The organism is Psychrobacter cryohalolentis K5 (genome assembly GCF_000013905.1).
Taxonomy (GTDB): Bacteria; Pseudomonadota; Gammaproteobacteria; order Pseudomonadales; family Moraxellaceae; genus Psychrobacter; species Psychrobacter cryohalolentis.
On sequence record NC_007969.1, the window covers coordinates 2,215,162 to 2,240,748 of the forward strand.

25 protein-coding genes are annotated in these 25,587 nt (G+C 41.1%); 3 read left to right on the plus strand and 22 right to left on the minus strand.

What is annotated here, in order from left to right; genetic code table 11:
* Positions 1 to 104 precede the first annotated feature (104 nt).
* From PCRYO_RS09155 to PCRYO_RS09175, 5 genes are all read right to left on the minus strand, one after another.
* Positions 105 to 560 (minus strand): MerR family transcriptional regulator, encoded by a 456-nt coding sequence (locus tag PCRYO_RS09155; RefSeq protein WP_011514111.1) that lies wholly within the window; start codon positions 558 to 560, stop codon positions 105 to 107.
* Between the two features lie 150 nt (positions 561 to 710).
* Positions 711 to 1,340: a hypothetical protein gene (locus PCRYO_RS09160; protein WP_226939356.1), complete on the minus strand. Its 630-nt coding sequence runs from the start codon at positions 1,338 to 1,340 to the stop codon at positions 711 to 713.
* 318 nt (positions 1,341 to 1,658) lie between these two features.
* Positions 1,659 to 3,098, minus strand: a complete 1,440-nt coding sequence (locus PCRYO_RS09165) for a YjiH family protein (protein WP_011514113.1) — start codon at positions 3,096 to 3,098, stop codon at positions 1,659 to 1,661.
* Positions 3,099 to 3,148: 50 nt separating this feature from the next.
* Complete coding sequence (locus tag PCRYO_RS09170; protein WP_011514114.1) at positions 3,149 to 4,108, minus strand: arginase; 960 nt, start codon at positions 4,106 to 4,108, stop codon at positions 3,149 to 3,151.
* 249 nt (positions 4,109 to 4,357) lie between these two features.
* The gene (locus PCRYO_RS09175) at positions 4,358 to 5,458 is read right to left on the minus strand and encodes an ornithine cyclodeaminase (protein WP_011514115.1); all 1,101 of its coding nucleotides are present in this window, start codon (positions 5,456 to 5,458) and stop codon (positions 4,358 to 4,360) included.
* 168 nt (positions 5,459 to 5,626) lie between these two features.
* Here PCRYO_RS09175 and PCRYO_RS09180 point away from each other — a divergent pair, with 168 nt between their 5' ends.
* Together PCRYO_RS09180 and PCRYO_RS13425 are read left to right on the plus strand one after the other, a co-directional pair.
* On the plus strand, positions 5,627 to 6,058 hold the full coding sequence (locus PCRYO_RS09180; RefSeq protein WP_011514116.1) for an Lrp/AsnC family transcriptional regulator: 432 nt from the start codon (positions 5,627 to 5,629) through the stop codon (positions 6,056 to 6,058).
* A 165-nt stretch (positions 6,059 to 6,223) separates the two neighbouring features.
* Positions 6,224 to 6,358 carry a transposase gene (locus tag PCRYO_RS13425; RefSeq protein WP_011514117.1) on the plus strand — a complete coding sequence of 45 codons (135 nt, stop codon included), beginning with the start codon at positions 6,224 to 6,226 and terminating at the stop codon, positions 6,356 to 6,358.
* 44 nt (positions 6,359 to 6,402) lie between these two features.
* Here the strand turns inward: PCRYO_RS13425 and PCRYO_RS09190 are convergent, their stop codons facing one another.
* From PCRYO_RS09190 to PCRYO_RS13110, 13 genes are all read right to left on the minus strand, one after another.
* Positions 6,403 to 7,077, minus strand: coding sequence for a glycosyltransferase (locus PCRYO_RS09190; protein WP_011514118.1), 675 nt, complete (start codon positions 7,075 to 7,077; stop codon positions 6,403 to 6,405).
* 44 nt (positions 7,078 to 7,121) lie between these two features.
* Entirely contained in the window at positions 7,122 to 7,919 is a 798-nt protein-coding gene (locus tag PCRYO_RS09195) for a class I SAM-dependent DNA methyltransferase (RefSeq protein WP_011514119.1), read from the minus strand.
* The gene (locus PCRYO_RS09200) at positions 7,903 to 8,763 is read right to left on the minus strand and encodes a PIG-L deacetylase family protein (protein WP_011514120.1); all 861 of its coding nucleotides are present in this window, start codon (positions 8,761 to 8,763) and stop codon (positions 7,903 to 7,905) included. The genes PCRYO_RS09195 and PCRYO_RS09200 overlap by 17 nt, the downstream gene beginning before the upstream one ends.
* The gene (locus PCRYO_RS09205; protein WP_011514121.1) at positions 8,751 to 9,839 is read right to left on the minus strand and encodes an acyl-CoA/acyl-ACP dehydrogenase; all 1,089 of its coding nucleotides are present in this window, start codon (positions 9,837 to 9,839) and stop codon (positions 8,751 to 8,753) included. Before PCRYO_RS09205 ends, PCRYO_RS09200 begins: the two co-directional genes overlap by 13 nt.
* A 19-nt stretch (positions 9,840 to 9,858) precedes the next feature.
* Positions 9,859 to 11,460 (minus strand): trehalose-6-phosphate synthase, encoded by a 1,602-nt coding sequence (locus tag PCRYO_RS09210; RefSeq protein ID WP_011514122.1) that lies wholly within the window; start codon positions 11,458 to 11,460, stop codon positions 9,859 to 9,861.
* Positions 11,457 to 12,242, minus strand: a complete 786-nt coding sequence (gene otsB, locus PCRYO_RS09215; RefSeq protein ID WP_264623022.1) for a trehalose-phosphatase — start codon at positions 12,240 to 12,242, stop codon at positions 11,457 to 11,459. The genes PCRYO_RS09210 and otsB overlap by 4 nt, the downstream gene beginning before the upstream one ends.
* 319 nt (positions 12,243 to 12,561) lie before the next feature.
* Positions 12,562 to 12,885, minus strand: a complete 324-nt coding sequence (locus PCRYO_RS09220; RefSeq protein WP_041753183.1) for a hypothetical protein — start codon at positions 12,883 to 12,885, stop codon at positions 12,562 to 12,564.
* A 56-nt stretch (positions 12,886 to 12,941) separates the two neighbouring features.
* Positions 12,942 to 13,673, minus strand: coding sequence for a nucleotidyltransferase family protein (locus PCRYO_RS09225; protein WP_011514125.1), 732 nt, complete (start codon positions 13,671 to 13,673; stop codon positions 12,942 to 12,944).
* The gene (locus tag PCRYO_RS09230; RefSeq protein ID WP_011514126.1) at positions 13,666 to 15,015 is read right to left on the minus strand and encodes an XdhC family protein; all 1,350 of its coding nucleotides are present in this window, start codon (positions 15,013 to 15,015) and stop codon (positions 13,666 to 13,668) included. Before PCRYO_RS09230 ends, PCRYO_RS09225 begins: the two co-directional genes overlap by 8 nt.
* Before the next feature lie 97 nt (positions 15,016 to 15,112).
* Positions 15,113 to 17,566: a xanthine dehydrogenase family protein molybdopterin-binding subunit gene (locus PCRYO_RS09235; RefSeq protein WP_011514127.1), complete on the minus strand. Its 2,454-nt coding sequence runs from the start codon at positions 17,564 to 17,566 to the stop codon at positions 15,113 to 15,115.
* 2 nt (positions 17,567 to 17,568) lie between these two features.
* Positions 17,569 to 18,561, minus strand: a complete 993-nt coding sequence (locus PCRYO_RS09240) for an FAD binding domain-containing protein (RefSeq protein ID WP_011514128.1) — start codon at positions 18,559 to 18,561, stop codon at positions 17,569 to 17,571.
* Entirely contained in the window at positions 18,558 to 19,241 is a 684-nt protein-coding gene (locus PCRYO_RS09245; RefSeq protein WP_011514129.1) for a 2Fe-2S iron-sulfur cluster-binding protein, read from the minus strand. The genes PCRYO_RS09240 and PCRYO_RS09245 overlap by 4 nt, the downstream gene beginning before the upstream one ends.
* 124 nt (positions 19,242 to 19,365) lie before the next feature.
* Positions 19,366 to 19,509: a hypothetical protein gene (locus tag PCRYO_RS13110; RefSeq protein WP_198010334.1), complete on the minus strand. Its 144-nt coding sequence runs from the start codon at positions 19,507 to 19,509 to the stop codon at positions 19,366 to 19,368.
* A gap of 294 nt (positions 19,510 to 19,803) precedes the next feature.
* Between PCRYO_RS13110 and PCRYO_RS09250 the strand changes: the two genes are divergently transcribed.
* A complete protein-coding gene (locus PCRYO_RS09250; protein ID WP_041753186.1) occupies positions 19,804 to 20,046 on the plus strand; it encodes a hypothetical protein in 243 nt (80 codons plus the stop codon).
* A 126-nt stretch (positions 20,047 to 20,172) separates the two neighbouring features.
* On the opposite strand, the gene PCRYO_RS09255 is transcribed toward PCRYO_RS09250, so the two are convergent.
* The 4 genes from PCRYO_RS09255 to PCRYO_RS09270 all read right to left on the minus strand — a co-directional run bounded on the left by PCRYO_RS09255 (position 20,173) and on the right by PCRYO_RS09270 (position 25,539).
* Positions 20,173 to 20,898 (minus strand): DUF3726 domain-containing protein, encoded by a 726-nt coding sequence (locus PCRYO_RS09255; RefSeq protein WP_011514131.1) that lies wholly within the window; start codon positions 20,896 to 20,898, stop codon positions 20,173 to 20,175.
* The gene (locus tag PCRYO_RS09260) at positions 20,882 to 22,612 is read right to left on the minus strand and encodes a hypothetical protein (protein WP_011514132.1); all 1,731 of its coding nucleotides are present in this window, start codon (positions 22,610 to 22,612) and stop codon (positions 20,882 to 20,884) included. Before PCRYO_RS09260 ends, PCRYO_RS09255 begins: the two co-directional genes overlap by 17 nt.
* Before the next feature lie 102 nt (positions 22,613 to 22,714).
* Positions 22,715 to 24,400 (minus strand): BCCT family transporter, encoded by a 1,686-nt coding sequence (locus tag PCRYO_RS09265; RefSeq protein ID WP_011514133.1) that lies wholly within the window; start codon positions 24,398 to 24,400, stop codon positions 22,715 to 22,717.
* Between the two features lie 149 nt (positions 24,401 to 24,549).
* Positions 24,550 to 25,539 (minus strand): membrane dipeptidase, encoded by a 990-nt coding sequence (locus tag PCRYO_RS09270; RefSeq protein ID WP_011514134.1) that lies wholly within the window; start codon positions 25,537 to 25,539, stop codon positions 24,550 to 24,552.
* Positions 25,540 to 25,587 lie beyond the last annotated feature (48 nt).

A 25,587-nucleotide genomic window follows, 5' to 3' on the forward strand; every position in this document is an offset into this window, starting at 1 on the left:
GCAACTGCTTCACTTAGTTAGTTTCTATAGGTTTGATATACATCTGCAGGTATTCACGAAAAAAACAGTCAGCCTTCAAGTTTGTGAAGTTAGGCAAACTTGAATTAATACGGCGTATCATTTGGCAGCAGCTCCGCTATTCGTTTTTGCCATTCATCTTTAGAAAGAAGCGTATTATTATTTGATTTCATTTCTTCTAATACCCTATAACGAGTAGTAAGCTGATTAATGACATTGGTAAGAGCCGCTTGTTCGCTTTTCGCTTGAGCAAGCTTTTCAGAAACGGCAAGCATTCGTTTATCGATACTGAAATTGCCATCGTAATAATCATTAAGACCATTCTTAATTTCATTAAGACTAAAACCGACAGCTTTTATGTTTTTAATTATTTCGATACGCTCAATACATTCTGGATGAAACTCTGTATATAATCGTGACCCTGCCTGACGCTTACGAGATCTCAGCAATCCCAATTCATCGTAATGGCGAATAGTATCTTTAGTCGTATTGGCTTGTTTTGCCAATGCCCCTATCAATAAAAAGGCTGGATCAGATTTCATGTAATAATCTCGAAAAGGTACGTTTGTCTTATTTCAGACAAGTATACCTCAATGAAACCAGTGTAAACCGACTTCTTCTATCTAGAGTCATTTGCCATAACATTTCTCATGGAAAGAAGTGCGGTTCACGAGCCATGTCATGGTATTCCTTTATGTAATTTCATAACCATTTTCAATTAATACTTTATAGATTTCTAGAACCTCATCTAGAATCTTTATAGCCATAGTGTCATCTTTCATCATTTGCCACGGCTTACTAGAGCTTCTCCAATCGAAAGGCTCAAACTTGTCCTTAGCTGGCCACCAGCTAGAACTTTCAAACTGCTTATTTTTAATATTCTCGTTTAGTAAACTTTTTATTCTACTTTTATGTTCACTTGCAAATTCAGAATGTCTGAATTTTCCTAAAAATCTTACGCCTAAGCTTGGTTTATTATAATAATCTTGAAATTCAAAACAAATAATTCCAATATTTTCTATACTTCCGAAGCTGAATTTTTCATACTTATTATCTACTTTCATATTTCTTAGAATAAGTTTTTGAGGATAGCTTTTAGCATTTAGGTATAAATCTAATTTAAGCTTTCCGACAAACTCTTTTTTCATTTTTTCAACATTATTATGGAAAGCCAGACTAGCCTCTATAGTATTCTTATTTCGTCTCATAATTTCTAAAGCTGTTTTACACTCATTCATATCTCCAACCTCCGTAAACTGTTTTTTCTTGATACTTGTCTGTGAGGTAATATTGATGTTCTTAGAGACCGCGTCCTTGCGCATATGGTGACCCATGATTTGTGTGATAACGAGGCTAAAGCGGTCAAAGTGACTTTTGTCATATAGCGTGATATACATTACAGACTGCTCTATGGATCAAAGCGGTGTCTTGGCGCGGATAATAGCGACCAAACTTATGTAGTTGTAGTTGGTCAGATACCTGTTGCACGATGTATGATTGACCTTGCACAATGACGATCTTGTGAGTAGCTTGATATTGATAGCAAAAGACCACCTTGATAAGTGATCTTTTGCTGCTTATCCTTTTTTTCAGATATTCTTTTTCCAGATATAGCGCATCCAGTTTTCAGAAAATTCCATTTAAAAAATCATATGCGCACATAATGCAATAATTGGTAATGAAATAATGGTTCTTAATAGAAAAATTATTAATAACTGAAAAAAGCTTACTGGAATTTTGGTTCCTAAAATCAACCCACCTACTTCCGACATATAGATCAATTGAGAAACTGACAAACAAGCGATGACAAATCGAGTTAACTCTGATTCTATTGAAGAACCGATAATAGCAGGCAAAAACATATCTGCAAAACCCACCATAATGGTTTTTGACATTTCTGCTGCAAAAGGTATATTCATTAATTCTAAGAATGGAATAAACGGCATACCTAAATAATCAAATACAGGTGTTTCTTCTGCAACGATTAAACCCATCGTCCCGATTGCCATAACAACAGGCAATATTCCGATCCACATATCCAAAATATTTTTTAATCCATCATTTAAGAAAGTAAAAAAGCTTGGACTCTTTTCTGCTTTGTGAACGGCTTTATGTAAACTATGGGTAAATAACGTTTTTCCTTCAGGAATGGTTTCATGATCTCTATCACTATTTTCTACTACATACGTATTGTCAATTCTAGATAAAGGCAATAACCTTGGTACTATTAAAGCACAAACAATCCCGCATAAAGCAACCACCCCAATCATATTGAGGAAGTAGCTTTCTAGCTTAACCTGAGAGATGACGACCAAACAGAATGTAATCGAAACTGCTGAAAAACTGGTAGCAATAACAGCTGCTTCTTTTTTAGTATAAAACCCACCTTCCAATTGTTTATCAGTTAATAATACGCCAATAGTGCCATCACCCAACCATGATGTTAGACAATCTACAGAGGACCTACCGGGCAAACCAAATAGAGGTCTCATTACTTTACTTAATAAAACACCAAAAAATTCCAATAAGCCAAAATCAAGCAATAACGGTAGCAGTAATCCAGCCAAAAAAAACACAATAAAAAGTATTGGCATTAATTCATATAATATTAAACCCCCGATATTATCTGAATATATAAATTCATAACCATACTTAAAATAGGTAACGACAGCAAAAAACGCACCAAGCATTCTAATAATAAGCCAAGGTGTAGTGACGTTCAGTAAGTTGTTTAAAAATGCATTATTTAAAATCAATGAAGGCTTCATGATTTTAGTATATAAAGTACAACACAATGTAATCATAATTGAGATTACGACAAACAGTGGCAAAAGGCTGCCCATATAACCTTGTATATAATCCTTTAACACAGAGATAGGAATGGTAAATCCTTCTGCATATGATACAAACTTACCATCTACATAGGGAATTGGAAATACGAAAAGCAACAAACCTATTATAGAGGGTATAAAGAATTTTAAAAATTGTCTGATACTGATACTGCTGACAGCTTGACTTGAAGCATTGACTTTAATAATGTCCATATTATTTTTACTCGCAGTCCATTTTTTAACTAGCATAAATATATTTTTTTATGCTAGATTCTTTAACTCATTTTAAATAATTTATACTAATAGTTATTTAAAAGAGACTGTGTCACTTTTTCTAAAATCTTAAATATTCTGGTAGAGTCATCTTTTGAATTATTATATAAAGGATTGATTTCTGCCATCTCCCAACAGCATACTTTCTTATTCTTGATTAACTCTATGTTAAGTTGCATTGCCTGTTCATACGACAGACCATTCATTGCAGGCGTACCGGTTCCTGGCACATATAAAGGATCAACACTATCAACATCAAATGAGACATAGATATGATCACAATATTCCAATTTTTTGAAGATTTCCTCTACTGTGGAACTGATTCCTTTCTGAGTTATCTCAGCAACGCTATATAAAGGAATTTTATGCCTTCTAATTAAATCCATTTCTTCTTCTTGATAATCTCTAACGGCACAAAAGACCACATTTTCTGGCTTGATTGATGGTTCGCTTGATGCCATAAATTTTAATTTTTCCCAATACTCTGTTTCTTTTTCAGAGAGTTCGTTACGCTGACATTCCAAATTATCGATCGCACAAGCCATCGCCAAAGGCATGCCATGCATGTTCCCTGATCCACTGGTGTATGGTGAATGAAAGTCAGCATGTGCGTCTATATAGACCACACCAATTTCAGCATCAGGATGCGCCATTTTTAGGCCATGCATTGTTCCTGCGCAGCTAGAATGATCTCCAGCTAAGACAATTGGGAATTTATTCTCATTTCTTATATCTTTTATTTTATGTGCTAATTTAGAGATAATCGGTTCAATCACATCAGCATATTTTGCATGCGCAAATTGTGATTCTCCTTCGTTATTACTATCATCCTCAATACTGTCGAATTGCAATTTTTCAAAATAATCTGCATTAAGCTCTTTCGATGATGCTTTTAATGCATCAATGCCTAGAGAGGCGCCTTTTTTATATCCTGCGATATCTGAATAAACTTCTACTATTCTTATATTTTTCATCATATCAGTCATGATTTTGTCTCTATTAAATAAAATAATTTTTACAGCAGTTAAATTAAATTCGTTTTTATATATTAAAGCTCTTGAAAATTAGTAGATATATTTAAAAAAATAAACATATCCATAACTGCTCAAGAGCCTTGATAAACATAGATAAACTTTTAAAAAACGATGTTAGTTTTAAACGCTACACAAAATGAGAAGTGCTTATCATTTTTTTGTATTAATTACTGTTGCATCAATAACTATTGTATTAATCACTTACGACATAGCCACAGATTCAGCTTCATTCGTCACTAGGCTATGATCTTTGCTATGGCCTTTCACTACCGAATATAAGTTTTTAGGGTCAGCTTGCTGAGGGATCAGATCTAAAATCTCATACCCTCCCTGCTCTCTGATCAAGTCGCGTAAAAATACCAACGCCGTAAAGTCTTCTGATGCAAAACCAACACCATCAAATACGATTAGATCATCCGCTGACGTTCGAGCTTGCACTTCACCTTTGAGGATGCGATGAAATTCAGTAACAGGAAAGTCGCTTGATAGATTTTGGATCTCTCCCTCAATGCGTGTCTGAGGCTCAAACTCCACAATCACATGATCTGCTCGCATTAATATATTGCTATCCAGCTCTGTCTTACCAGGACAATCACCGCCTATCGCATTGATATAAACACCTTTTGTGATTATATCGTCTCGTAAAATAGTAGCATTGGTTTTATCAGCGGTACAGGTAGTAATGATCTCTGCACCTAAAACAGCTTCTTCTAACGTGCGACAAACAATGACTTTCAAACCTGAGTCTGAAAGGTTGTCAGCCGTTTTCTGCGATGCTGCTGGATCAACATCATACAAACGAACTTCTGAGATACCCATGATGGCTTTCATACCCAATGCTTGAAATTCAGACTGAGCGCCGTTTCCTATTAACGCCAGTTTTGTAACGTCTTTTGGCGCACAATGTTTGGCCAACATAGCTGATGTGGCAGCCGTACGTAATGCCGTCAGGATACACATCTCTGTCAGCAAAATAGGATAGCCAGTTTCGACGTCAGACAAGATACCCATCGCCGCCACGGTCTGCAAGTTTCGTTTGGTATTGATTGGATGACCATTGACATATTTGCAGGCAAACATCTCTCCATCGCTGACTGGCATCAACTCGATGACACCGTTTTTTGAATGCGAAGCAAAGCGAGAAGATTTTTCAAATTGATCCCAACGAAGATAATCTTGCTCTAAAGCATCCACTAGATCTGTAATACATTGCTCAACGCCATAATCATGAATCATTTTAGCCATCGCTTGTACACTAACGAATGGCACGCCTTCCTTGGGTGATACGATAAATTTAGACATTAATGCTGTTCCTTTTCATGAATATTGTTTGTTGAACCAACAATTAATATGCTACCAATTATAATTGTCAGTTAAAATGTCAATAAGTTATTAAATATGGACGTATTTTTGACATATTGTTAAGTACTACTTAGCATAATGTCAAAATTCAATGAAGGAAGCATTTTTATGGCGTATTACACTTATGACTCTTTAGATAGCGAACTGATATCTGAGCTGCGACAAGATGGTCGAGCAACCATCTCAAACCTTGCTAAAAAACTCAAAGTTTCTCGTGCCACTGTCCAAAACAGATTGGATAGACTGATTCATAACGGCGCTATTTTAGGATTCACGATTCGAGTGCATGAAGCACTAGATAAAGAAACCGTCAAAGCGATGATGATGATTGAAGTGACAGGAAAGTCTACGTCACAAGTGATTAGGAAACTGCGGGGTATCCCGCAACTGATTAAGCTACATACAACCAATGGGGCGTGGGACTTGGTCGCAGAGATACACACTACAAGCTTGAGAGAATTTGATGAAGTGCTGCGTCAAGTAAGAGAAATTGACGGCATTCTGAATAGCGAAACCAGTGTTCTGCTTTCGAGTTTGTAATATAACTATACCCAGAAAAATATGTTCAGCACAGCCAAAGGTTCAATTCCCTAGTGAGGACTTGAATCTTAGGCTGTAGGCTAAGGGTATCAATGGTTTGTGTAGTGGCATAATAAAACTGGACAGCTTCTAAGAGGTTAGATAAACCCAAAGAAGGAAAATAGTATGACCAACAAACGCGACCAATATATCCAAGAATTCAAACTTAAAGCTATCAGCTTAGTGGTTGATCACCAACGTAAAATACTCGATGTAGCAAACTCACTTGGTATTGGTAGATCAACTGTAGTGATCAAATAATTTAGAACATCTGACCACTACAGTACAGTCTCATATTGCATATCTTAATGTAGATTGTTTTGTTCTAAATGGGTTAGAAATGCTGCAAAACCTTCGGTTGCTCGAGCCTGTAGTCGGCTACTGGTCATTACACGGACACGATTGCTCCAAGTGATGGCATAGCTTTGAGCTTCAAATCTACTGACCAAGTCCACATCCTCATGACAAGGTATAGATGCAAAGCCGCCAACAGCCAGATAAGCCTCACTACTAAAACTTAAATTTGCTCCATGAATATGATGGTGTCCCATTCTATCTTGGTAATGAGCGATATAATCCTTTCGAGTTTGCGGTGTTAACCGTGCCCAACTGTCAACTTGCACTACGCCGCAAATCATATCTGTCGGCTGGTGGCTAATATGTTCAATCTGCTGTGCCAACCAATCCACAGTTACCACGGAGTCAGCGTCTGTACAGGCAATCCATGTGGCACCATTTGTGATCGCATGACGAATACCAATATCTCTCACCCTTCCCACACATTGATAGTCACAGCATAAGTAATCAATGCCAGCGGCTTTGACGATGGACTGCGTATTATCAGTGCAGTTATCCAACACCACTAGCGGATACGCTTTAATCGTTGAGGGCAATTGCTCGATAGCGGTCCGTACTGATGCCAAGCATTTAGCGATGGTCATTGCCTCATTATGAGCGGGAATCACAATGCCAATTTTCATAGCCTATTTACCTTTCTACTCAGTTTTTTAAAACTTACACTCTGTTATATCAAGTTTTCTTGCATAGCTACCGAGCTTGGAGAACGTTGCCAAATATCTAATAAGAAATCATCGTCTATCACTTGGCTTTGATGATTGAACGCAACGTGATGCTTCTCATTATTTGCAAAGTTAAAGGCATGGTGCAGGCGCTGATGTACAGTTTCACCTGTCATAGCAAAGCCATCAATAGCATAGCGCCAATGACAGCATAGCAATGTACCGCCTATAACGAGGTTTTGCTGAGTCCAAGCAATCACCGTGTCAATATCATTGGGTGATAAATAATATAAAATCTCACTAATGACAATTAAATCAAAGGCTGGCTCTATAGTAGGCGTATCGTTTGATAAAGGAGAAGCCTCTATGATTGCCTCCTTTAAATTTAATAATCTATTAGGAACCACACCTTGAATAACCTTAACATGAGACAATTCTGCCAAGCGCTCTTTGGCAAGTTGCACTGCCCGTTCATTACCATCGATACTCACTAATGCCCGACAACGTTTAGCTAATAACTCACTAAGCACGCCGTTTCCGCAGCCTAGTTCAATGGTATTGTTATATTGAGATTGGGGTAGTATCGCTAGACAAATATCACGTTTTCGTTTTTCATACCAGCGAGTTTGATACTGCCATGGGTCTGTGTTGTCATTATATAATGCGTCAAAATACGATTCTGAATAAGCAGATGATTGGCACTTAGTAGCAGAATTATCGTCTAAGACAGTTTTAGCATAATCTATACTGTCGACTAAGTTATCGGCATTCATCGACGGCTTAGGTTCAGAGGTGTGAGTCATATAAATAAACCTCCCAAGGTTGGCTGATTCTAGCGATCGTTTGCGCGGATAAAATAGGCGGATTGCCCGTACTGTCATCAGCAGTGATTTGACTTTCAAAGCAGGCAATGGCCTCTATTTTACGCTGTAGCTGCTCAGTGGTTAAGTCAACTCTCATGGCACAGTGCCAAGGAATACGGCTATCCGCAGGTTTTGCCCAATGCCATGCCCAAATCAACACTTGATAACAGACTAAATGATGCTGCTTGGCAAATGAGACAACCACTTGTCCAGTTGCTTCATGGTCAGGATGCCCGTCGTACATAAAGGGCGTTATTAAAATATCGTTAGGTTGAATAATGGTGGATAGTTTCTGGTGAAACTGATCTTGTTGGGCAAAGACATTACCATCTGTTAAATTTAATTCAATAGTCATAACTTGATGGGCCACACTCAACACTTCTAGCGCTTTAATACTTTCTTGTGGACGGATGACATTAAGCTTTTCTTGAGAATAAACGTGCGAGTTTGGATGACTTTGTGTGCCATTAGTCACGTGAATAAGAACGATAGGATTGCCATTCGCCGCCAGTTGTTGCAACAGACCGCCACAGCCTAGCACTTCATCATCAGGATGCGGGGCGAAGATACAGACACGCTGATGCGGGGCAAAGCTTTTTGCAATATCAAATCGAGGCATGTCTTGCAGTCCTGACCAGTTTTTCCAAGCATCTTGACTGGTGCCATCACCTTCAATAACACGGTCACCTACAATCGGATGGTTGCCTTTAAGCGTATCAACATGCGTGACGGCGACATCCTTGTTTGTAAGTTTTATAACCTTATTGGATATTATAGTTGCCATATATTGTCCTGCCCATCAGTTAAGTCATTGGCTAAAATACCAGTTAATTCGCCGATTTTCTGTAAGTCAAAAGCGCCATGACTTTGGCGGATAAACACGGGCAGATCGGCTGACAATCTTGCAAAATGGGCATTGCGACAAAATGGTGCTGCTCCCAATGCCTGCCCGACAACCTCCATTACTTGGCGAGCGACTTTCTCAACTTGTAATTTTAGCTGGCGTATGGCAAGTTCATGACTCAGCTGTGGCTGGCTATCTATTAAATCAGCAACATAACGAAAATACTGCTGAGTGACTGCCAATGCCGTACTAATTTGACCCAAATACATCGCTTTATAATCGTTTGGTTTTTGCTCATAGGCGCTGATTAAATAGTCTGCTAGGTAAGCGGTTGCCCCGTACCAGCAAGCAGCAACACCTGCCGCTCCATGCCAAAACCCCACACGTTCTAGATAAGCATTGGCTATCCCAACTTGACTGGCTGTCACCTTAAAAAACTGTAAAGTTGCTGTATCAGTGGCTTGCATCCCTACCGCCTGCCATTCCTCATTATCAATCTCAATGCCAGTTTGCTGCATATCTACAATAAGTAACTGCGATTGACCATTCTTATCACGATAGGTCATTAGCGCGCGATCAACAATGTTGGCGCCAGAACACCACTCTTTTGTACCGCTGATTTTACCCTGCTGATAATGAATAGGATTGGAGTGACCCTCTGCTGCCCAAACAGCCCACAACCCTTGATCCGCTTTATCATAGCCCACCTCATGTAAAATACTTAGCGCATCCAAGTGCGACTCAAACCATTTTGCAATCGTTAAATCAACACCTGCTACATAAGCCAAAATTTGCCAACGGATCAATGTGCTTGATATTGCACCATTTACATTGGTAGCACCACTTGCCGGATGCGGGACTTTCTCGCTATAGGTGATTAAGGCTTTTAGAATGTCATGACGTAATGCATCAGTTAAGCCAAGCGTCCTAATGGTTTGATTATTAGTATGTATGATATTGTCTATACTGGCTTTAATCTCTGATAATAAAGGATTTGTTGCATCTAACGGTAGCATAAGGGTCTCCTAATCGTTCTTATGAGTCAGACATTTGGACTGTGACAGGTTTCGAAATATCTGTTTGTCGCCTTTTAACATCATACAGATCATCTAAAAAACTCTGCTGCCAAGCTTGCAAGTTATCTTTTTGCAGTCCTTGCAGTAGAGATTGATAGCGTGACTGCCGCTCACCTAATGGCATTGTCAAAGCAATCCCTAAACCGTCTGTCATACTTTTTGGTTGATGTGGATCGATAATGACTGCGGCTTGCATTTGCGCCGCTGCCCCAGCGTAACGTGAGAGCAATAGCACGCCAGGATTATCAGGATTTTGCGCTGCAATATACTCTTTGGCAACCAGATTCATACCATCTTTGAGCGAATTGACCCAGCCGATATCACTCTGCCAAAACATCGTCATTAGTGTCTCGTGGCTTATTACACTTTCGTCATAGTTGATAGCTTGCCAATTATCTGTAGAAGCATCTTTTGTATACTTACTGGGCAAAAACTGCTGATTAATATCATTAACAGCAGTTTTAACATCATGATGAAGTTGTTGATAAGCAGACACATCTAAGCGACTAGGACAGGCGATTTGTAATAATTTCAGTTGATTCTGATAGGACGGATTTTGCTGTAAAAAATTGCGATATGCTGAAAAACGTTTTAATAAACCTTTTGAGTAATCAATTCTATCTACTGCAATAATCTGCTGGGCGTTATACTTTATGCCTTTTTTGCTCTGATGAGCTTTGACGGATTGTACTGAGCACTGCGAAGACAAGGGACTGACCTGTTGTTGGATTCTCTCCACATTCACACCGATTGGATAAGCCTTAACCATTAAAGAATGCTGGGATTTTAAATCTAAATTGAGCAGTAACTGCACATCAGATGATTTATATAGAGTAGCAGCATGTTTGTCGTGTAAAACATTTATTGGTGAGAGCTCTAAAGAACAAACTTCTAAAATCTTATCTGTTAAATAATATCTGCAAACCGCAAGGCAGTTGGCTCTACCTTGATGAGTTTGTGTACCAAGTACGTCATAATGAGCAAGGTGCCTAATGAGCTCATCGCTTTTATCAAGCGATTGCCAAAATGGCAATGAGACAAATGGGATGTGTAAAAAAAATCCGATACGATTGTGAATACCCAACTGCCTACAATGATATGCCACACTTAAAAAGTGATAATCATGAACCCAAATCACATCATCAGGCTTAATAATCTTCTTTAATTGCTTAGCAAAAAGACGGTTTACCTCTTGATAGCCTGCGTAATCCTCTGGTGTTTCATGAATTAAATCAGGTCGCTCGTGCAATAATGGCCACAATACATTATTGGCAAACCCACAGTAAAACTGCTGATATTGCTCAGTCGTAAAAGCAGTGGTCATATAGGTAATAGAAGTCTTGCCCTGTGATATATCTATGCCTGATAAGACAGCTTGTTTGGTAATACTAAATTCATGAGAGAAATCTTCATCAAGTCTATTAACAATTTCACCATTCCAGCCCATCCAAATGACTGATTTTTCCATTAACACGTCTTGCAGTGCTATCGCCAGTCCGCCTGCCATTGGATTTTTATCAGGCATTTTAACCCGATTAGACAAGACGATTAAGCGGCTCATATCACGTGCCTCACTGTTTCTTTTGCTAGCATTGAATGCTCTTGGCAAAAGCTTAAAAAGCTATTCAGTAATATGGTGACCTCATGAGTATTACGTACATAGTAATTGGCATGCGTAGCCTCACTACCAACCTTAATCCCCATCCCTTTTAATGGCTGTGGTTGACTGGCTATTATTTGATTTTCACCTTGTACAGCCACAAACCCTACTTCATCCGTAATATCATCACCGATAAAAATAGGGAACATATTATTACTACTCTGCATTCTTTTTAATAAAGTCAGAATTGCGCTACCTTTATCCACTCCTTTTGGCACTACCTCCCAAACATATTTACCAGATTTCAATGTCCAGTTAGCATAAGTTTTTAAGGTTTCTATCATGATGGTATAAGCCGCATCAGCCAAAACAGGGTTCTTTCGGAAATGGAGGGCGACAGAATAGGGTTTATCTTCTACGGTGAAGTCATCAAAGGGAATGCAAGATTGGATAATAGACTTTCTTATTACAGCAAGTTCCATGATATCAACAGATACAACATGTGTCTCATTATGATCACTGATATCATCAAACGCTATTTCTAGTCCATGCGTTGCGGCAATCGGTAACACTAAAGGAGACAGCATTTGCCTTGCTTCAGCCAAACTGCGTCCTGTTACGACAGCAAGTTTTACACCATGGCTTTGTATTTTTTGTAGAAGAGTTAAGGTTGATGTTGGGATAACGCTGTCTTTTGGATTCAGTGTGAAATCCGCTAACGTACCATCTATATCTAGAAACAAATAATAATTTTGCTGAGGGCATAAATATTCAGCAAAGTTTTTTGGCAGAATATAGATAGGTCGCCTATTTATACTGGGATTTCTTCCTGAAGTCACGTTTATTCCCTTTTAGTATGAGACCATTTTTCGCTCTAACACCACCTAAGTTTGAAATAATTTAGCTGCTAAAAGTTACTGTCGTTTTTAATATAGATCTATAGGAAGGCCACTATTAAGCAACTAAACCTAATAAGAAGTGTGCCATAGCTCCAGTAAAAATCTAGTGACCAGAGTGTGCTATTTGACGTGAGTTCTGTAACTCATTGAACACGGTTGCCATTTATAGCAGGCCGCTATACATTGTATGTAATTCAATGGCGCTTAGCTTTTCGCGTAGTGCGCTCATTTGTAACTTGCAGCTCTTGTAATACGCTACTTTGTCTTTTTCTTTGTCCTCTAAGTTTTTTTGATAAGTAAAATCGTCCAATAGCATTAGACAATTTGTAATTAGCTTGAGATTATTTAATGATAGATCCTCATACTTACCTAAAGTATGCGACTTGATTTTTGAGCGTAATTCAAATAATCCCAAATTACTGTCTTGATAATATTTTTTAATCAGTTCGTCCCTTGATTCTACGCTACTCTTATCATTTTCTTTCATCGCAATCCTCAAACTATATACTCCTGTGCTTATAATTACCCATTTTTTATAAATGACTAAGCATCAAGCCAATGCTGTTGTCTGGCATAAAAAAGCTGTTTGGGCGTATCGATATCATAGCTAAGTTGATGGTTTATGACCGTACTTAACTGATTGGGCGGTAAGGCTCTAATCAAATAGCGCAGACCTTTATCCCCTCTCAGTGCTGGTTGCCATTGTTTGAGACGCTCAACATTAATAACTATCGGAAGACCGATGATATTATTCTTACCTGTATCAGTAGAATACGCTTTATCTAGATATTGATAACTACTAGCGACCACTGTACTTTTGAACGCTAATAATTCTTTCAAATGCTCACTATCTAACAATACTTGATCGACCCCCATGATTAACACCCGATTAATCAATGAGATCTTCAAGTTAGTTAGAGCTTCAATACCAAGAGACAAGCTATGCGCCATACCCGTTTCAGGTATTAAATTAATCACGGTATAGATTATTGGATTTTGACGGACCAACCCATTAATCGCATCAGTGATTGCTGGTTGATCTTGAGGAAGGACAACAATAATGGCAAGAGGCTTTGTGGCTAATGCTATTTTAGTCATATAACAGATGAGAGGTTCGCCATGCTTGCTAAGCAGTTGCTTAGGTTGACCAAGACGCTCGCTCAGACCGCTTGCTAAAATAATAACAGTGTGGTTTTGTTTATTATTTTCTGTACTGCTGGGCAATGGCGTTTTCGTTGGTAAAATAGAATTATTAGTATCAACATCGCTAGTCATGGGCGTAATCATTTTTATAGGTATTGAAGCCTGATTGCTTTGAGGTTTGAATAGTATATTGACTATTTGGCAGTAAGGTTTGTGGCGCGTGCCCATGAATCACGGCGCTCATTTGTGCCATGATACTGAGTGCCAATGCTTCAGGTCCATCCCCACCCAACTTATAACCGATAGGATAATGCAGTTTACAAATACCATCAGCTAAAATATGTGGGTTAGCACTTGTCTCACTAATTTCTTTGATCAAACGCTCAGTACGATAGCGAGGTCCCAGTTGTCCAAGATAACGATATTGAGCAGAATGCTCTAGTAGTACGGCTAGTCGGGCGCGGTCTTGGGCCAGACTATGAGACATCACAGCAACGGCGGCGCCAGCACTGAGATTGAGCAATGTTTCACTATCATCCAAAGCCACGCACAGTACTGAGTCTGCTTGGCTAAAGCGCAGACGTGTCGCATATTGTGGACGACTGTCTATGACGGTGACATGCCAATCTTGTAGCTTTGCCATTGTCACCAGCGGTAGAACATCGTTACCTGCCCCGCAAATCAGTAATCGGTTTTGTGGGTAAATCCGCTGCAATAACCACTCACTCTCATGCTTCCGATCACATGTAGCTTGTAGCTCTAGATCGCTCGTTAACTTAATGTATTCAGCATTTTTTTTATGAAACTTATGGTTTGATAGTTTTTGAATGGTATTTAACAACATATCATCTATAAACGTATTCGAATCGCTTATCGTGTTGCGGTTCAAATATAAATCAGCCAGATTTCCCGTTTTTAAATACTGATTTAAATAAATACGGGTACCAACTTGCAGGTCAATCCCTTTATATTCGCTACTACCCGATCTAATAAGAGTGGCAATTGTTACTGGCTGTTGAGTATGGCGAACCTGACGGATGAGATCAAGTAACGATATCGCTGTCGATAAACGCTCAAATAAGACATGTATTCGTCCATTACAACCCAAGCCAAAATTGAGCTCACCCTCTAAAAAATCGTCTTCAGACCTATCTTCATCTTTGACAGTAGTGCCTTCTTCTACAACAGTTGAATCAGGATCGCCATTGTTATGATATCCAATATCATCCCCTGTTTGGTATATCTGGACGCTCGCGCTATAACGGGTCAGCCAAAACGCGCGTTTGATAATATGCGGCTCAAGGCAGCCGCCGCTAATCATCCCAACCGAACGTCCATCAGCGCAGATAAGCATCATCGCACCCGGTTGCCGATACGCCGAGCCTTCTGTACGAACTACGGTAGCTAATACGGCATCGATGTTTTGTTGTATCGCTTGCTCAGCAAGGTCAAGGATATCAGCAGTTTGATTCATAACGTTCCTTATAGACTTATCAATAAGCTTAGAGAATAAGCTAAAAAAACCCGCTGTTTAATCGGGTTTTTTTAAGCAAAACAGTATTTGATAAGAATCAATCTGGCAGTTGGTCAATAAGCTTATCTAGAGTAATGGGGAAATCTCGAACCCGGATACCGACCGCATTATAGATAGCATTTGCAATCGCTGCTGCAGCGCCTGAAATCGCCGTTTCACCAATGCCTTTGATATGCATTGGATTGGTATAACGGTCGTCTTCTTCTAGCAAAATAACATCCAATTGTGGTACATCAGCATTCACAGGAATATGGTATTCAGAGAGGTCATGATTACACAAGCGCCCGTCATGCTTATCATGGATAACTTCTTCCATTAACGCCGAACCTATGCCAAAAACCATACCACCATAGCACTGTGAAGTAGCAGTTTTGTGATTGAGGATACGCCCTGCGGCGAACACACCTGTCATACGCTTGACTCGAATCTCACCAGTTACTCGGTGCACAGCGACTTCCGCAAAATTGGCACCGAATGAAGATTGGCGATGGGTTTTTTCATTTTTACCCGGTTTAATCTTGCCTTTAGCACTTAACTTTTGGTCGTCATATTGCGCGATAATATCGGCTAGTGAATAACTATTATGGCCACTAAAATCATACCTGCTTTGTTTAGCCTCCTGCTTCTCCGGCAAGCGTTCCAATACAGATTCAGGGAGAGGCACGCTCGTTTTTTCTGCTAACTTCTCTACAAGTTCAGTGGTGACATCCTTACCAGATTCAATGATAGTCTCTGTTGCTGTAACTTCATGCTCTCCTATTTCACTGATCTGACCGTCATTTAGCTGGATGGTGTCGGAATATAGTCCGACTTTGTCTGCCAGCATTTCACGCAATTGCTGACACGCCAGATAAATACTGCTACCTGAGCTTGCCGCACCCATGCTACCGCCTGAACCAACGGCTGGCGGCATACTGGTATCGCCAAGTTTCATCTCAATATGGTCAACCGGTAGACCAAGTAGGTCAGCAGCAATTTGGGTAAATACGGTATAGGAGCCCGTACCAATATCGGTCATATCCGTTTCAATAATGGCTTTGATCCCAAGATTTTTTGAGTCATCGATTTGTAGGGTTGCTCTTGCTTCAGAAAGCTTTAACTGATTACCACGGGCAGCGGCAGCCATACCGATACCCAACCACCAGTCTCCTTCTAAGCGCTTGGCGGGTATTTTATTGCGTTTCTCCCAACCAAACTGCTCAGCCCCTTTTTCCATACAGGCGATCAGCTGTCGAGTTGAAAAAGGTATTTCTTTACTAGGATCCTGATGAGGCTCATTACGGCGGCGTAGCTCTATAGGATCCATATCTAATTGAATGGCCAACTCGTCCATTGCACATTCAACAGCAATTAACCCCACTGCTTCCCCAGGAGCGCGCATTGAACCTGATAATACTTTATTGACATCAACCATCTGATATTCGACCTGACGATTTTCACCGCGGTATAGATAGTGAGTAGACAGCGCTGCAGGCTCAAAGAAGCTCTCGCCGGGTAAATTGCTAGTGATGGTATTATGGATAAAAGTATTAATAATACCGTTCTTATTACAGCCGATGCCAATCCGTTGACGCGTATCTGAGCGCCTTATAGTGGTTTCCATGACTTGCGGGCGAGTCATCACAATCAATACCGGACGCTTAAGCTCTTTTGCAGAAATGGCTGCGGCAATCGATTCGGGTGCAATGCCAAGTTTACTGCCAAAACCGCCACCAACGTAATGAGCAATCAGTTGTACATTATCTGGATCCAAATTTAAGGCATCCGCCACTTGTTGTTTGCAAGATGACAACATCTGATTGGCCGTATACAATACTAACTTTTCATCCTCCCAATAAGCCAATGTAGCATGTGGCTCCATGGGCGAACTACTCTGGCTTGGCGTATGATAAATCTGATCAAACGAAACCTCAGACTCTTTAAGTGCTTGCTCTGGGTAGCCCTGCTTATAATTCTTGTCCGAACCTTTGTTTTCATCAACCGAATGCGCATTTCCCAATGCTGAGCTGAAATCTATCACAGCATTTGCTGTTTCATCTTCATAAGTCACCTTGAGGGCTTTTGCGCCTTCAGTAGCCGCTTCAAAGGTTTCAGCGATTACGGCAGCTATGGGCTGACCATGGTAAAAAATTTCAGCGACGCCTTGAGTGGGTGCTTTTTTCTCTCCGCCTTGCTGAGCATTACGCAAAAAATGCTCGGGATCAGTAACCACTTTAATAATACCTGGAATCGCCTCTACTGCATGGCTATCGATGTGCTTCACCTTGCCTTTAGCAATGGTCGCACCCACTAAGACGCCATACACCTGCCCTTCAACATAAAATTCTGCGCTATAAGTCGCTTGTCCACTGACTTTCAAGGAACCGTCTACACGGTTGATAGGTTTACCAACCAATTGACTGGCAGTTTTATCAAAAAGAGTATCAACTGGGTTATCCATGGTCAGTTTTTTTGTGGGTTCTGATGGCAGTACTGCGTCCAATAGTGACATGATTATGCTCCCTTACCCGTTAGTGCGCGCTCAATAACTTGCTTTAACAAGCGACTCGTCAGCGGTATCTTAAAATCGTTCTGACCACTACCCTTGGCATCTTTTAATAGCAAATCTGCCGCTTGCGAAATAATGTTGACGTTACCGTCTGTACCTATGAGTAATGCTTCAACCGCTTCATTACGCCAAGGCTTAGTGCCAATACCACCAAATGCCAAACGTACCGTTTCTAATTTTCCTTGATTATTGACGTTTATTACGGCCGCACATGACACTAAAGCAAAGGCGTAAGAGGCGCGATCACGAACTTTGTCATAAGTGTGCATGCCTTTCACTGGAGCTGGGAGAACAATATGAGTAATCAGCTCCCCTGTCTCTAAGACAGTTTCGATATTTGGCGTGTCTTTTGGCAAGCAATAGAAGTCTTTAATCGGAATCTGGCGCGAGGTGCCGTCTGCTTTGAGCGTCTCAATAGTGGCATCGAGTAAGCGCATCGCTACCGCCATATCTGATGGGTGCTGAGCAATACAATCATCACTCGTTCCTAAGACAGCAAGCGGACGATTTTCACCTTTAATAGCGGGACAACCAGAACCAGGATTGCGTTTATTACAAGGACTATCGGGCTGATAAAAGTAGTAACAACGGGTGCGTTGTAATAGATTGCCGCCTGTGGTCGCTTTATTACGCAATTGTCCTGAAGCCCCTGCTAGCATCGCCCGAGCTAATACAGGGTAGCCTGCCGTAACCGCTGGGTGCGCAGCCAAATCACTGTTCGTCACCAGCGTGCCGATGCGTAACCCACCATCAGCAGTAGCCTCTATTTGTTGCAGCTCTAAGCGCGTAATATCAACCAATTTTTGAGGAGTCTCAATCTCAATCTTCATTAAATCTAGTAAATTGGTGCCACCGGCAATAAAAGATGCATCCTCAGGCGTGGCAAACATCACGGCTTGTTGCGGTTCGAGGACACGAATATATTCAAAGCGTTTCATAAACGTTCTCCCTTAGCACTGGCAGCATTGGGAACATTAGCAGTTTGCTTTACCATTGAATGACCGCCAATTTGTGCCTCGCTAGGCGGCGGCGACCAAATACCACTAATAGCTACACTGGCTGGGCTATTATTAGGCGCATCGTCGGTCACTGAAGAAGAGTTTGATACTTGTTGATTTTCGAGCACCTGTGAGATGGCTTTGATAATATTAGGATAGGCTGAACAGCGACAGATATTACCACTCATGCGCTCAGAAATTTCTTGTACTAGCAGTCCATTAGGATTTTGCAGATCAGTAGTCACATGACTTGGCCACTGTTGTTTGATTTCCTCTATCAATGCCGTTGCAGAACAAATTTGTCCCGGCGTGCAATAGCCACATTGAAAGGCATCATGGTCTTTAAAGGCCTGTTGCAATTCTGATAGCGATTCAGGTAGTCCGATACCTTCAATGGTGGTAATCTCATCACCATCGTGCATGACCGCTAATGTCAAACAAGAATTGATTCGTCGACCATTAATAATCATAGTACAAGCGCCGCATTGCCCATGATCGCAGCCTTTTTTTGGTCCTGTGATATGTAGATGGTGACGACATACATCCAGCAATGTCGTTCGCGGGTCAAGATTATCAAACTCATAATCCTGCTGATTAATTGTTAACATTAAATTAGACATGCTGGCTTCTCGCTGGCAAAAGATAATAAAATATTAGATTAGGTCTTGTAACTAGTCTATAGATTAAATGTTAACTGTTAATGCTGTTGTATTTTTCGGAACCATGAGATTTTGGTGATTTGAACTACGAACCCATAAAGCGCGCAGTTCGATTAATTTCCGACTGCGCTACTTGTTCAGATGATCCTTGCGCTACAATTTTTCCACCTTCATCACCAGCGCCTAGACCGATATCAATAATCCAATCGCTACTTATGACAACCTGCATATCGTGCTCAACCATAATAACCGTATTGCCAGTGTCAACAAGAACCTTACAATCACTTGGTTAGCTCTATCAGTACCAGTCAAAATACAAGAACGTCGTATCTCTAAAGAAGATTGGAGCAGTTAGTAACAGTCGTAACCTTTCGTCAAGTTTCATAAAGCTACGCAACGTCATAATCCTTTATCATTTCCTTTGTCGACAGAGTAAGGCTTCATCAAGACATTTTGTTTGATGGTAAGTCTTGCTTCTCAATCAATAATTCATGTTTGAATACGAATTTGGAAGGAAATGATAATGAAAAATACAATGATAAGCGCTATTGTAGCTGCTACCGTTTGTTTTGCTATGATTGGTCAAGCAAGTGCTGCACCCGCGCCGCATGTTGCAAAACATCATGTTACCCATACAAAGCAACATAAAGCTCCTCAGAAAGTAATGGTTAAAAAAGTTGCACATAAGAAGGTTGCACATAGGAGAGTTGTGGCTCAACACCATAAACCTGCACCTAAAGTCGTATATGTTCAAAACCGTCGTTAATTAGCATACATTTAATGGTATTATCTGATGAAAAATAGCTCCTAGTTAGGAGCTGTTTTTTATTGCGTTGCAGGTTGTAATTTCATCTATGGTCGTTTGAGCAGCAATGCATGCATGCTCTATAGGCTATATACCTCCTGCCCCTTTACTTGATGCCTCACTGTTTTCAACCAATATCGCTGCAGCGCTTTTTTTCAGAGTTGCCCACTGCCCATCATCAACATAAATACCTTCTTTCCATGCCCGCTGATGGGTTGCATACAGCTCATCTGTTGATACTTTACGATCAAAGTACTGAATATCCTGTTCAATATCAAAGTTGGTTGTTGATAACTCAATGACCATGTCATTGGTATTGTAATTAGCCTGCGCTTCATTAAAAAAATACAGATCAGGATAGACAAATCTTCTATCTAAAGTAAATATCGTATGCTTGGGTGCGCTACCATTGTCCCACTTCGCCAAACAAGCAATGCCTTTTGCCGCCAGTTTTGCAAGCTCACTATAAGCCAGCCAGCGGTTATGACAATTCTGTAAATATACTTTAAAATGATTTCGACTGCCCATCTTTTCGATCACATAATCCATCACTGCCGGTAGATGACAGACCAGACTGCTCCCATGCAAATCTAATCTGACTTCACCCTCGCCTTGATAGATGATATCAATCGCAACATCACGTTCAGACAAAATAAAAGGACTGGCATTATTAAAATGCAAAATACCGTTTAGACCTGCCATTTGCAGCTCAGCTACCATGGAAGCAATAAGGTCAGCTTCGCCTACTTCACGTTGCATACCCAGAAAAGCTTTATTCACCATGGTCACTATTTCGTTATGCGATACGATCATGGGTTAACCCTCTTTTCGGTACAGATAAATTTGGTAACAAAGGAAACAGCCACTCATCGCTGTGTACTTCAGCAAACAAAGGCGCACCTTGGAATAGCGTGACACGCACCCAGCGATCTGATCTTGGATCGAACTTAGTCGCGCCAAACATAGACAATTTACAGCGTAACAAATGCATTGGTAATGCCGTTTTTTGCAGCACATTAATCTGAATATCGCCCATCTTTTTATGTCCCATTGTCCAGACGCGCCGAGCAATAGAACGATACTTTGGTTGCTTTAAGATAAATTCTGATAACAGTTGCTGTGGATCCGCTTGTTGTAATGCCAGATATAAAGTGTTCGCCTGCCTACCAATATCTAACAGGAATTCCTTATCATCGCCACGCTCTTGTCCACGCACACCCATTCTTGGCTCTTCTTTATCTTCTGAGCGATACCAGAACCAATAGACATTATCTTCTGCCTCAAAATCAATACTTATCGCCCATTGATAACGCGCTTCTAATACGTCAATCAAATCTTGTACGACTTTGCCACCGGGCAGCGACATGGTTTCATCAGCATTGGCTTGCCCTGCAAACGCATCAACAAGCTCAGGATACAGCTCCATCAGACAAGAGGTAATGACCTCTTGGCTCTCAAAACTAAGGTACGCCTGACGCTGTAAAAAATCAGCCCACGTAACACATCCTTCAATCTCGCTCGTAAAGTTGTTTTGTAGCTTATTCAGCTCATCAACGACGGTACTATTCAGTAGAATTTGCGGCTCATTGATAGTGACCACTTCAGAGAAATGCTGGATAGCGCGCTTCATTAAATGTGAAAGCTGCTGGATTTTATTATTACGATCATCTTCAATATCACAGACCAACACCGCTTGTAGCGCGCCTTCACGCGCACTCAGCCATTGATCAACGACACAAGGATGATTAATGAGATAAGGCGCCATGCCAAGACCAGTCGCATTACCTATGCCCAGATACTGCTTAATCTCAGGATGCAAGCTGACCGCTTTATCACCGCCCTTTTTCTGAGCCAAGTAATCGACCCAGTCAAGGCTAAATTCTCGAATGAGATACACCGCACACATCTGGGCACGAAAAGATTGATTAAAATCCTCACTGTGATCTAGCGGTTTAAAGTCATAAATACCAAATTTGCCATTGCCATAAACTGCCGTGGTACGCAGTATATAACCCACTTGCGCAAGTACGTCCAAATCAGGCTGCTGACCTTCAGCAAGTGAGCTGACAATATGATCAAAGACCCGAACGCTTTTATTGGCACGTGCCAGCACCATCACCATGTTGGAGTTACGACCCGCTTCTTGTAATGGCACATTGGCTTTTAGGTTTGCAAGTAGCTCGTCTCCTATCTCTCCATAAACGAGGGCAAAGGTGACATCCCATTTTTGCGCAATGACACGATCATTACGTTCTTCATCAGCAATCTGATTGCAAAACACCACCAGATGATAAACGTGCTCAGGGGTTTGTAAACGATAAATGACCTGTCCATAGCCGTCATTATCTAAATCCCACAGATGCTTGCTTAATGTCCAATGCTCTTTGTCGATTTTGCGCAATAACGTACGGACGAAGCTAATACGCGTTTGGTGCATAGCGCCGAGTCGTTCAGAATGCATCACCACATCGGGTGTACGGAAGCTGACTGCATCTAGCCTATCGTTGTTTGGCAAAGTATGTTCCATATAACTATCACCTTCAATAATGTGTTGAACCAACCACCTTTTAATACTGTAGATTTGCAGTTTTTATGAGCAAATAAACTATCAGCGATAACAAAGCGCTATCTAATCAACTTCTTTACCAATACTTTTTTCGACAAGCTGCTCTTCGATGAGTTGATGAGCAGTTTCCACGCTATTAGGGCGATAAAGATCTTGATCCCTTGCCATCTGCTGCGCAATTTTTGGTCCATTCCATAATGATGGCAGCAAAACAAAGGAGACAGGCACCGCCGTAATGACAATAAAGGATTGCAACGCTGTCACGCCGCCTGCACCAAGCGAGATAAGAACAATCGCCGTCACCCCCATCATCACGCCCCAAAAGGTGCGAATGATAGCATTTGGCTCTCTCTCACCACTGATCACGACACTGATGGTATAGGTCATCGAATCACCAGTAGTAACAATGAAAACCATGGTTAGAATGATAAACAATAAGGAAGTAATCAAAGGAAATGGCAGCTGCTGAGTGATGGCAAGCAGTGCTCCAGGAAGATTAAAGCCTTCAAATGCTGTACTCACACTACCAGGATTGGCAATCTCAAACGCAAGACCCGAACCGCCGATGACCGTGAACCAAAAGCAGGTAACCAATGGCGCCAAAATGCACACGGTCGTAATCAATTCACGAATCGTGCGACCGCGTGAGATACGAGCGATAAATATTGCCATCATCGGGCCATAACCCAAAAACCAGCCCCAAAAGAAAACCGTCCAACCACCAAGCCAAGCTTCATCACCGCGATAGGTTGCCATCGGGATAAAGTTTTGCACCATGGTGCCAACACCTTGAATATACCCATTAACAATAAATTTGGTAGGACCAAACATCAAAATAAAGACCATCAGACCAAAGGCCAATATGACATTAAAGCGACTGAGCAGCTGCATACCTCGAGCAAGACCACTAATGGCTGAGAGCGTATAAAGTGCAATAGCAAAGATGATAATGATAAGTTGGGTAGTAAAGGTATCAGGAATACCAAACAGCGTATTCAACGCATAGCTGGTTTGTAATCCCAAAAATCCAATAGGACCGATCGTACCGGCAGCAACCGCGACAATACAGCAAGCGTCGATAATTGCACCCGTATGACCTGTAAGCACGCGCTCACCAAACATAGGGTATAAAAGCGTACGCGGTTTCAGCGGCAAGCCTTTATCATAATGTAGATGCATCACCACAATAGCCGTCAAGCTACCGACAATTGACCAAGCTAGAAATCCCCAATGCATAAAGGACTGAGATAGCGCATTGAAAGCGCGTTGTTGGATATCAGCAGATTCGCCATACAGTGGCGGTGCGCTAACGAAATGAGCGATAGGTTCAGCGGCTGCCCAAAAGACGCCGCCGCCAGCGAGCAGCGTACAGAATAAAATCGCCATCCATTTAAAACCGTCCATCTCAGGCTTCGCTAGATTACCTAAAATGACGCGTCCTGTACGACCTGCGCCGACTGCTAGTGCAATCACAAAGGTCGCTAACAATAAAATTTGCCAAAAAGGACCAAAGACCGTTGCCGACCAAGAAAATCCGGTATTGATGAGCTTTCCCAAACGCTCTTCGGCAAAGATGGCCATAAGAACAAAGGCAATGATAAAGCCGCCACTGTACCAAAATGCTGGGTTTTTTAGCCCTAAAGTATCTGATGGAGTCTCTACATGCATTAAATTATCCGCTATCTTATCGGTTTTATGAGAGCGTCCTTGCTCATGTTGCTTACTGTTAAATCCTTTTAAATCAGCCATGATGTAATTCCATATGATAATGTTGCGTCATTTAAATTGGCGTTTTATCTAAACCGTCTTACCCATCTATATTTTAATGCTTGTTACTTTAATGCTTATTACTTTGAGTTTTAGCCAGCATTTTAGAAAGCTACATCTGTGCCTAGCATTTATACTAAAGGCTTAATGCCACTCTCAAGAAAATTAAACCAGTTTTGTCCAATGATTTTTCCAGCATCAGCATCATTAAAACCATGTTTGAGCAGACCGTTATAAATATTCTCCATCCCGTCCTTGCCTGCAAACCATGGCAAAGTATCTGGCCAACCTGAATTGTTGGCATTACCTTCGCCATAATCCATTGCCTTTGACCAGCGTCCATTGCGCATCCATTCAAGTACCGCTTGCGGTTGGTTCAGGCACAAGTCACTACCAATGGCTAAATGCTCAACGCCATATTTATCGGCACAATCAGCAACCATGCTGCAAAAATCATTGAGCGTACAATCACTACCATTCGGCAAATGAAACGGATATAGGCTAAAACCTAACAGCCCGCCCGCTTTGGTTAAGGCACTAATAACGGCATCAGATTTATTACGCAGCGCATCGTGTGCAGCCGTTGGATTGGCATGACTGATACATATCGGGCGCGTAGAATACTCGATCGCTTCAAGCGTTGAACGCTCTGCGCTATGCGACATATCGATAATCATCCCAACTCGATTCATCTCTGCTATCGCCTGCTGACCAAAGCGCGTAATGCCACTATCATTCTTCTCATAACAACCGGTTGCTAGTAGGCTTTGGTTGTTATACGTCAGCTGCATGATCAGTAGTCCTAAGCGGCGCATCACGCTGATAAGCCCAATTTCATCATCAATCGGTGAACAATTTTGCGCGCCAAAAAGGATACCGACTTTACCTTGCTGCTTTGCCATCTCAATATCAGTAACTGAATACACTGGTAAGATAAGATCTGAGTTTTGCTCAAAGCGTGCATGCCATTCTGCAAAGCGTGTCATTGTCTGCCGCGAATCCTCGTGATAAACCAAGGTGGCATGTACCGCATTGATACCGCTGGCTTGCAGCATTTTGAAATAGTCACGATCCCAATGGCTATACTGTAAGCCGTCAATGACGATATGGTCTTGATACATGGTTAATTCCTTTTATACTTTTACGAATGCATTGTGGCAGGAGAATCT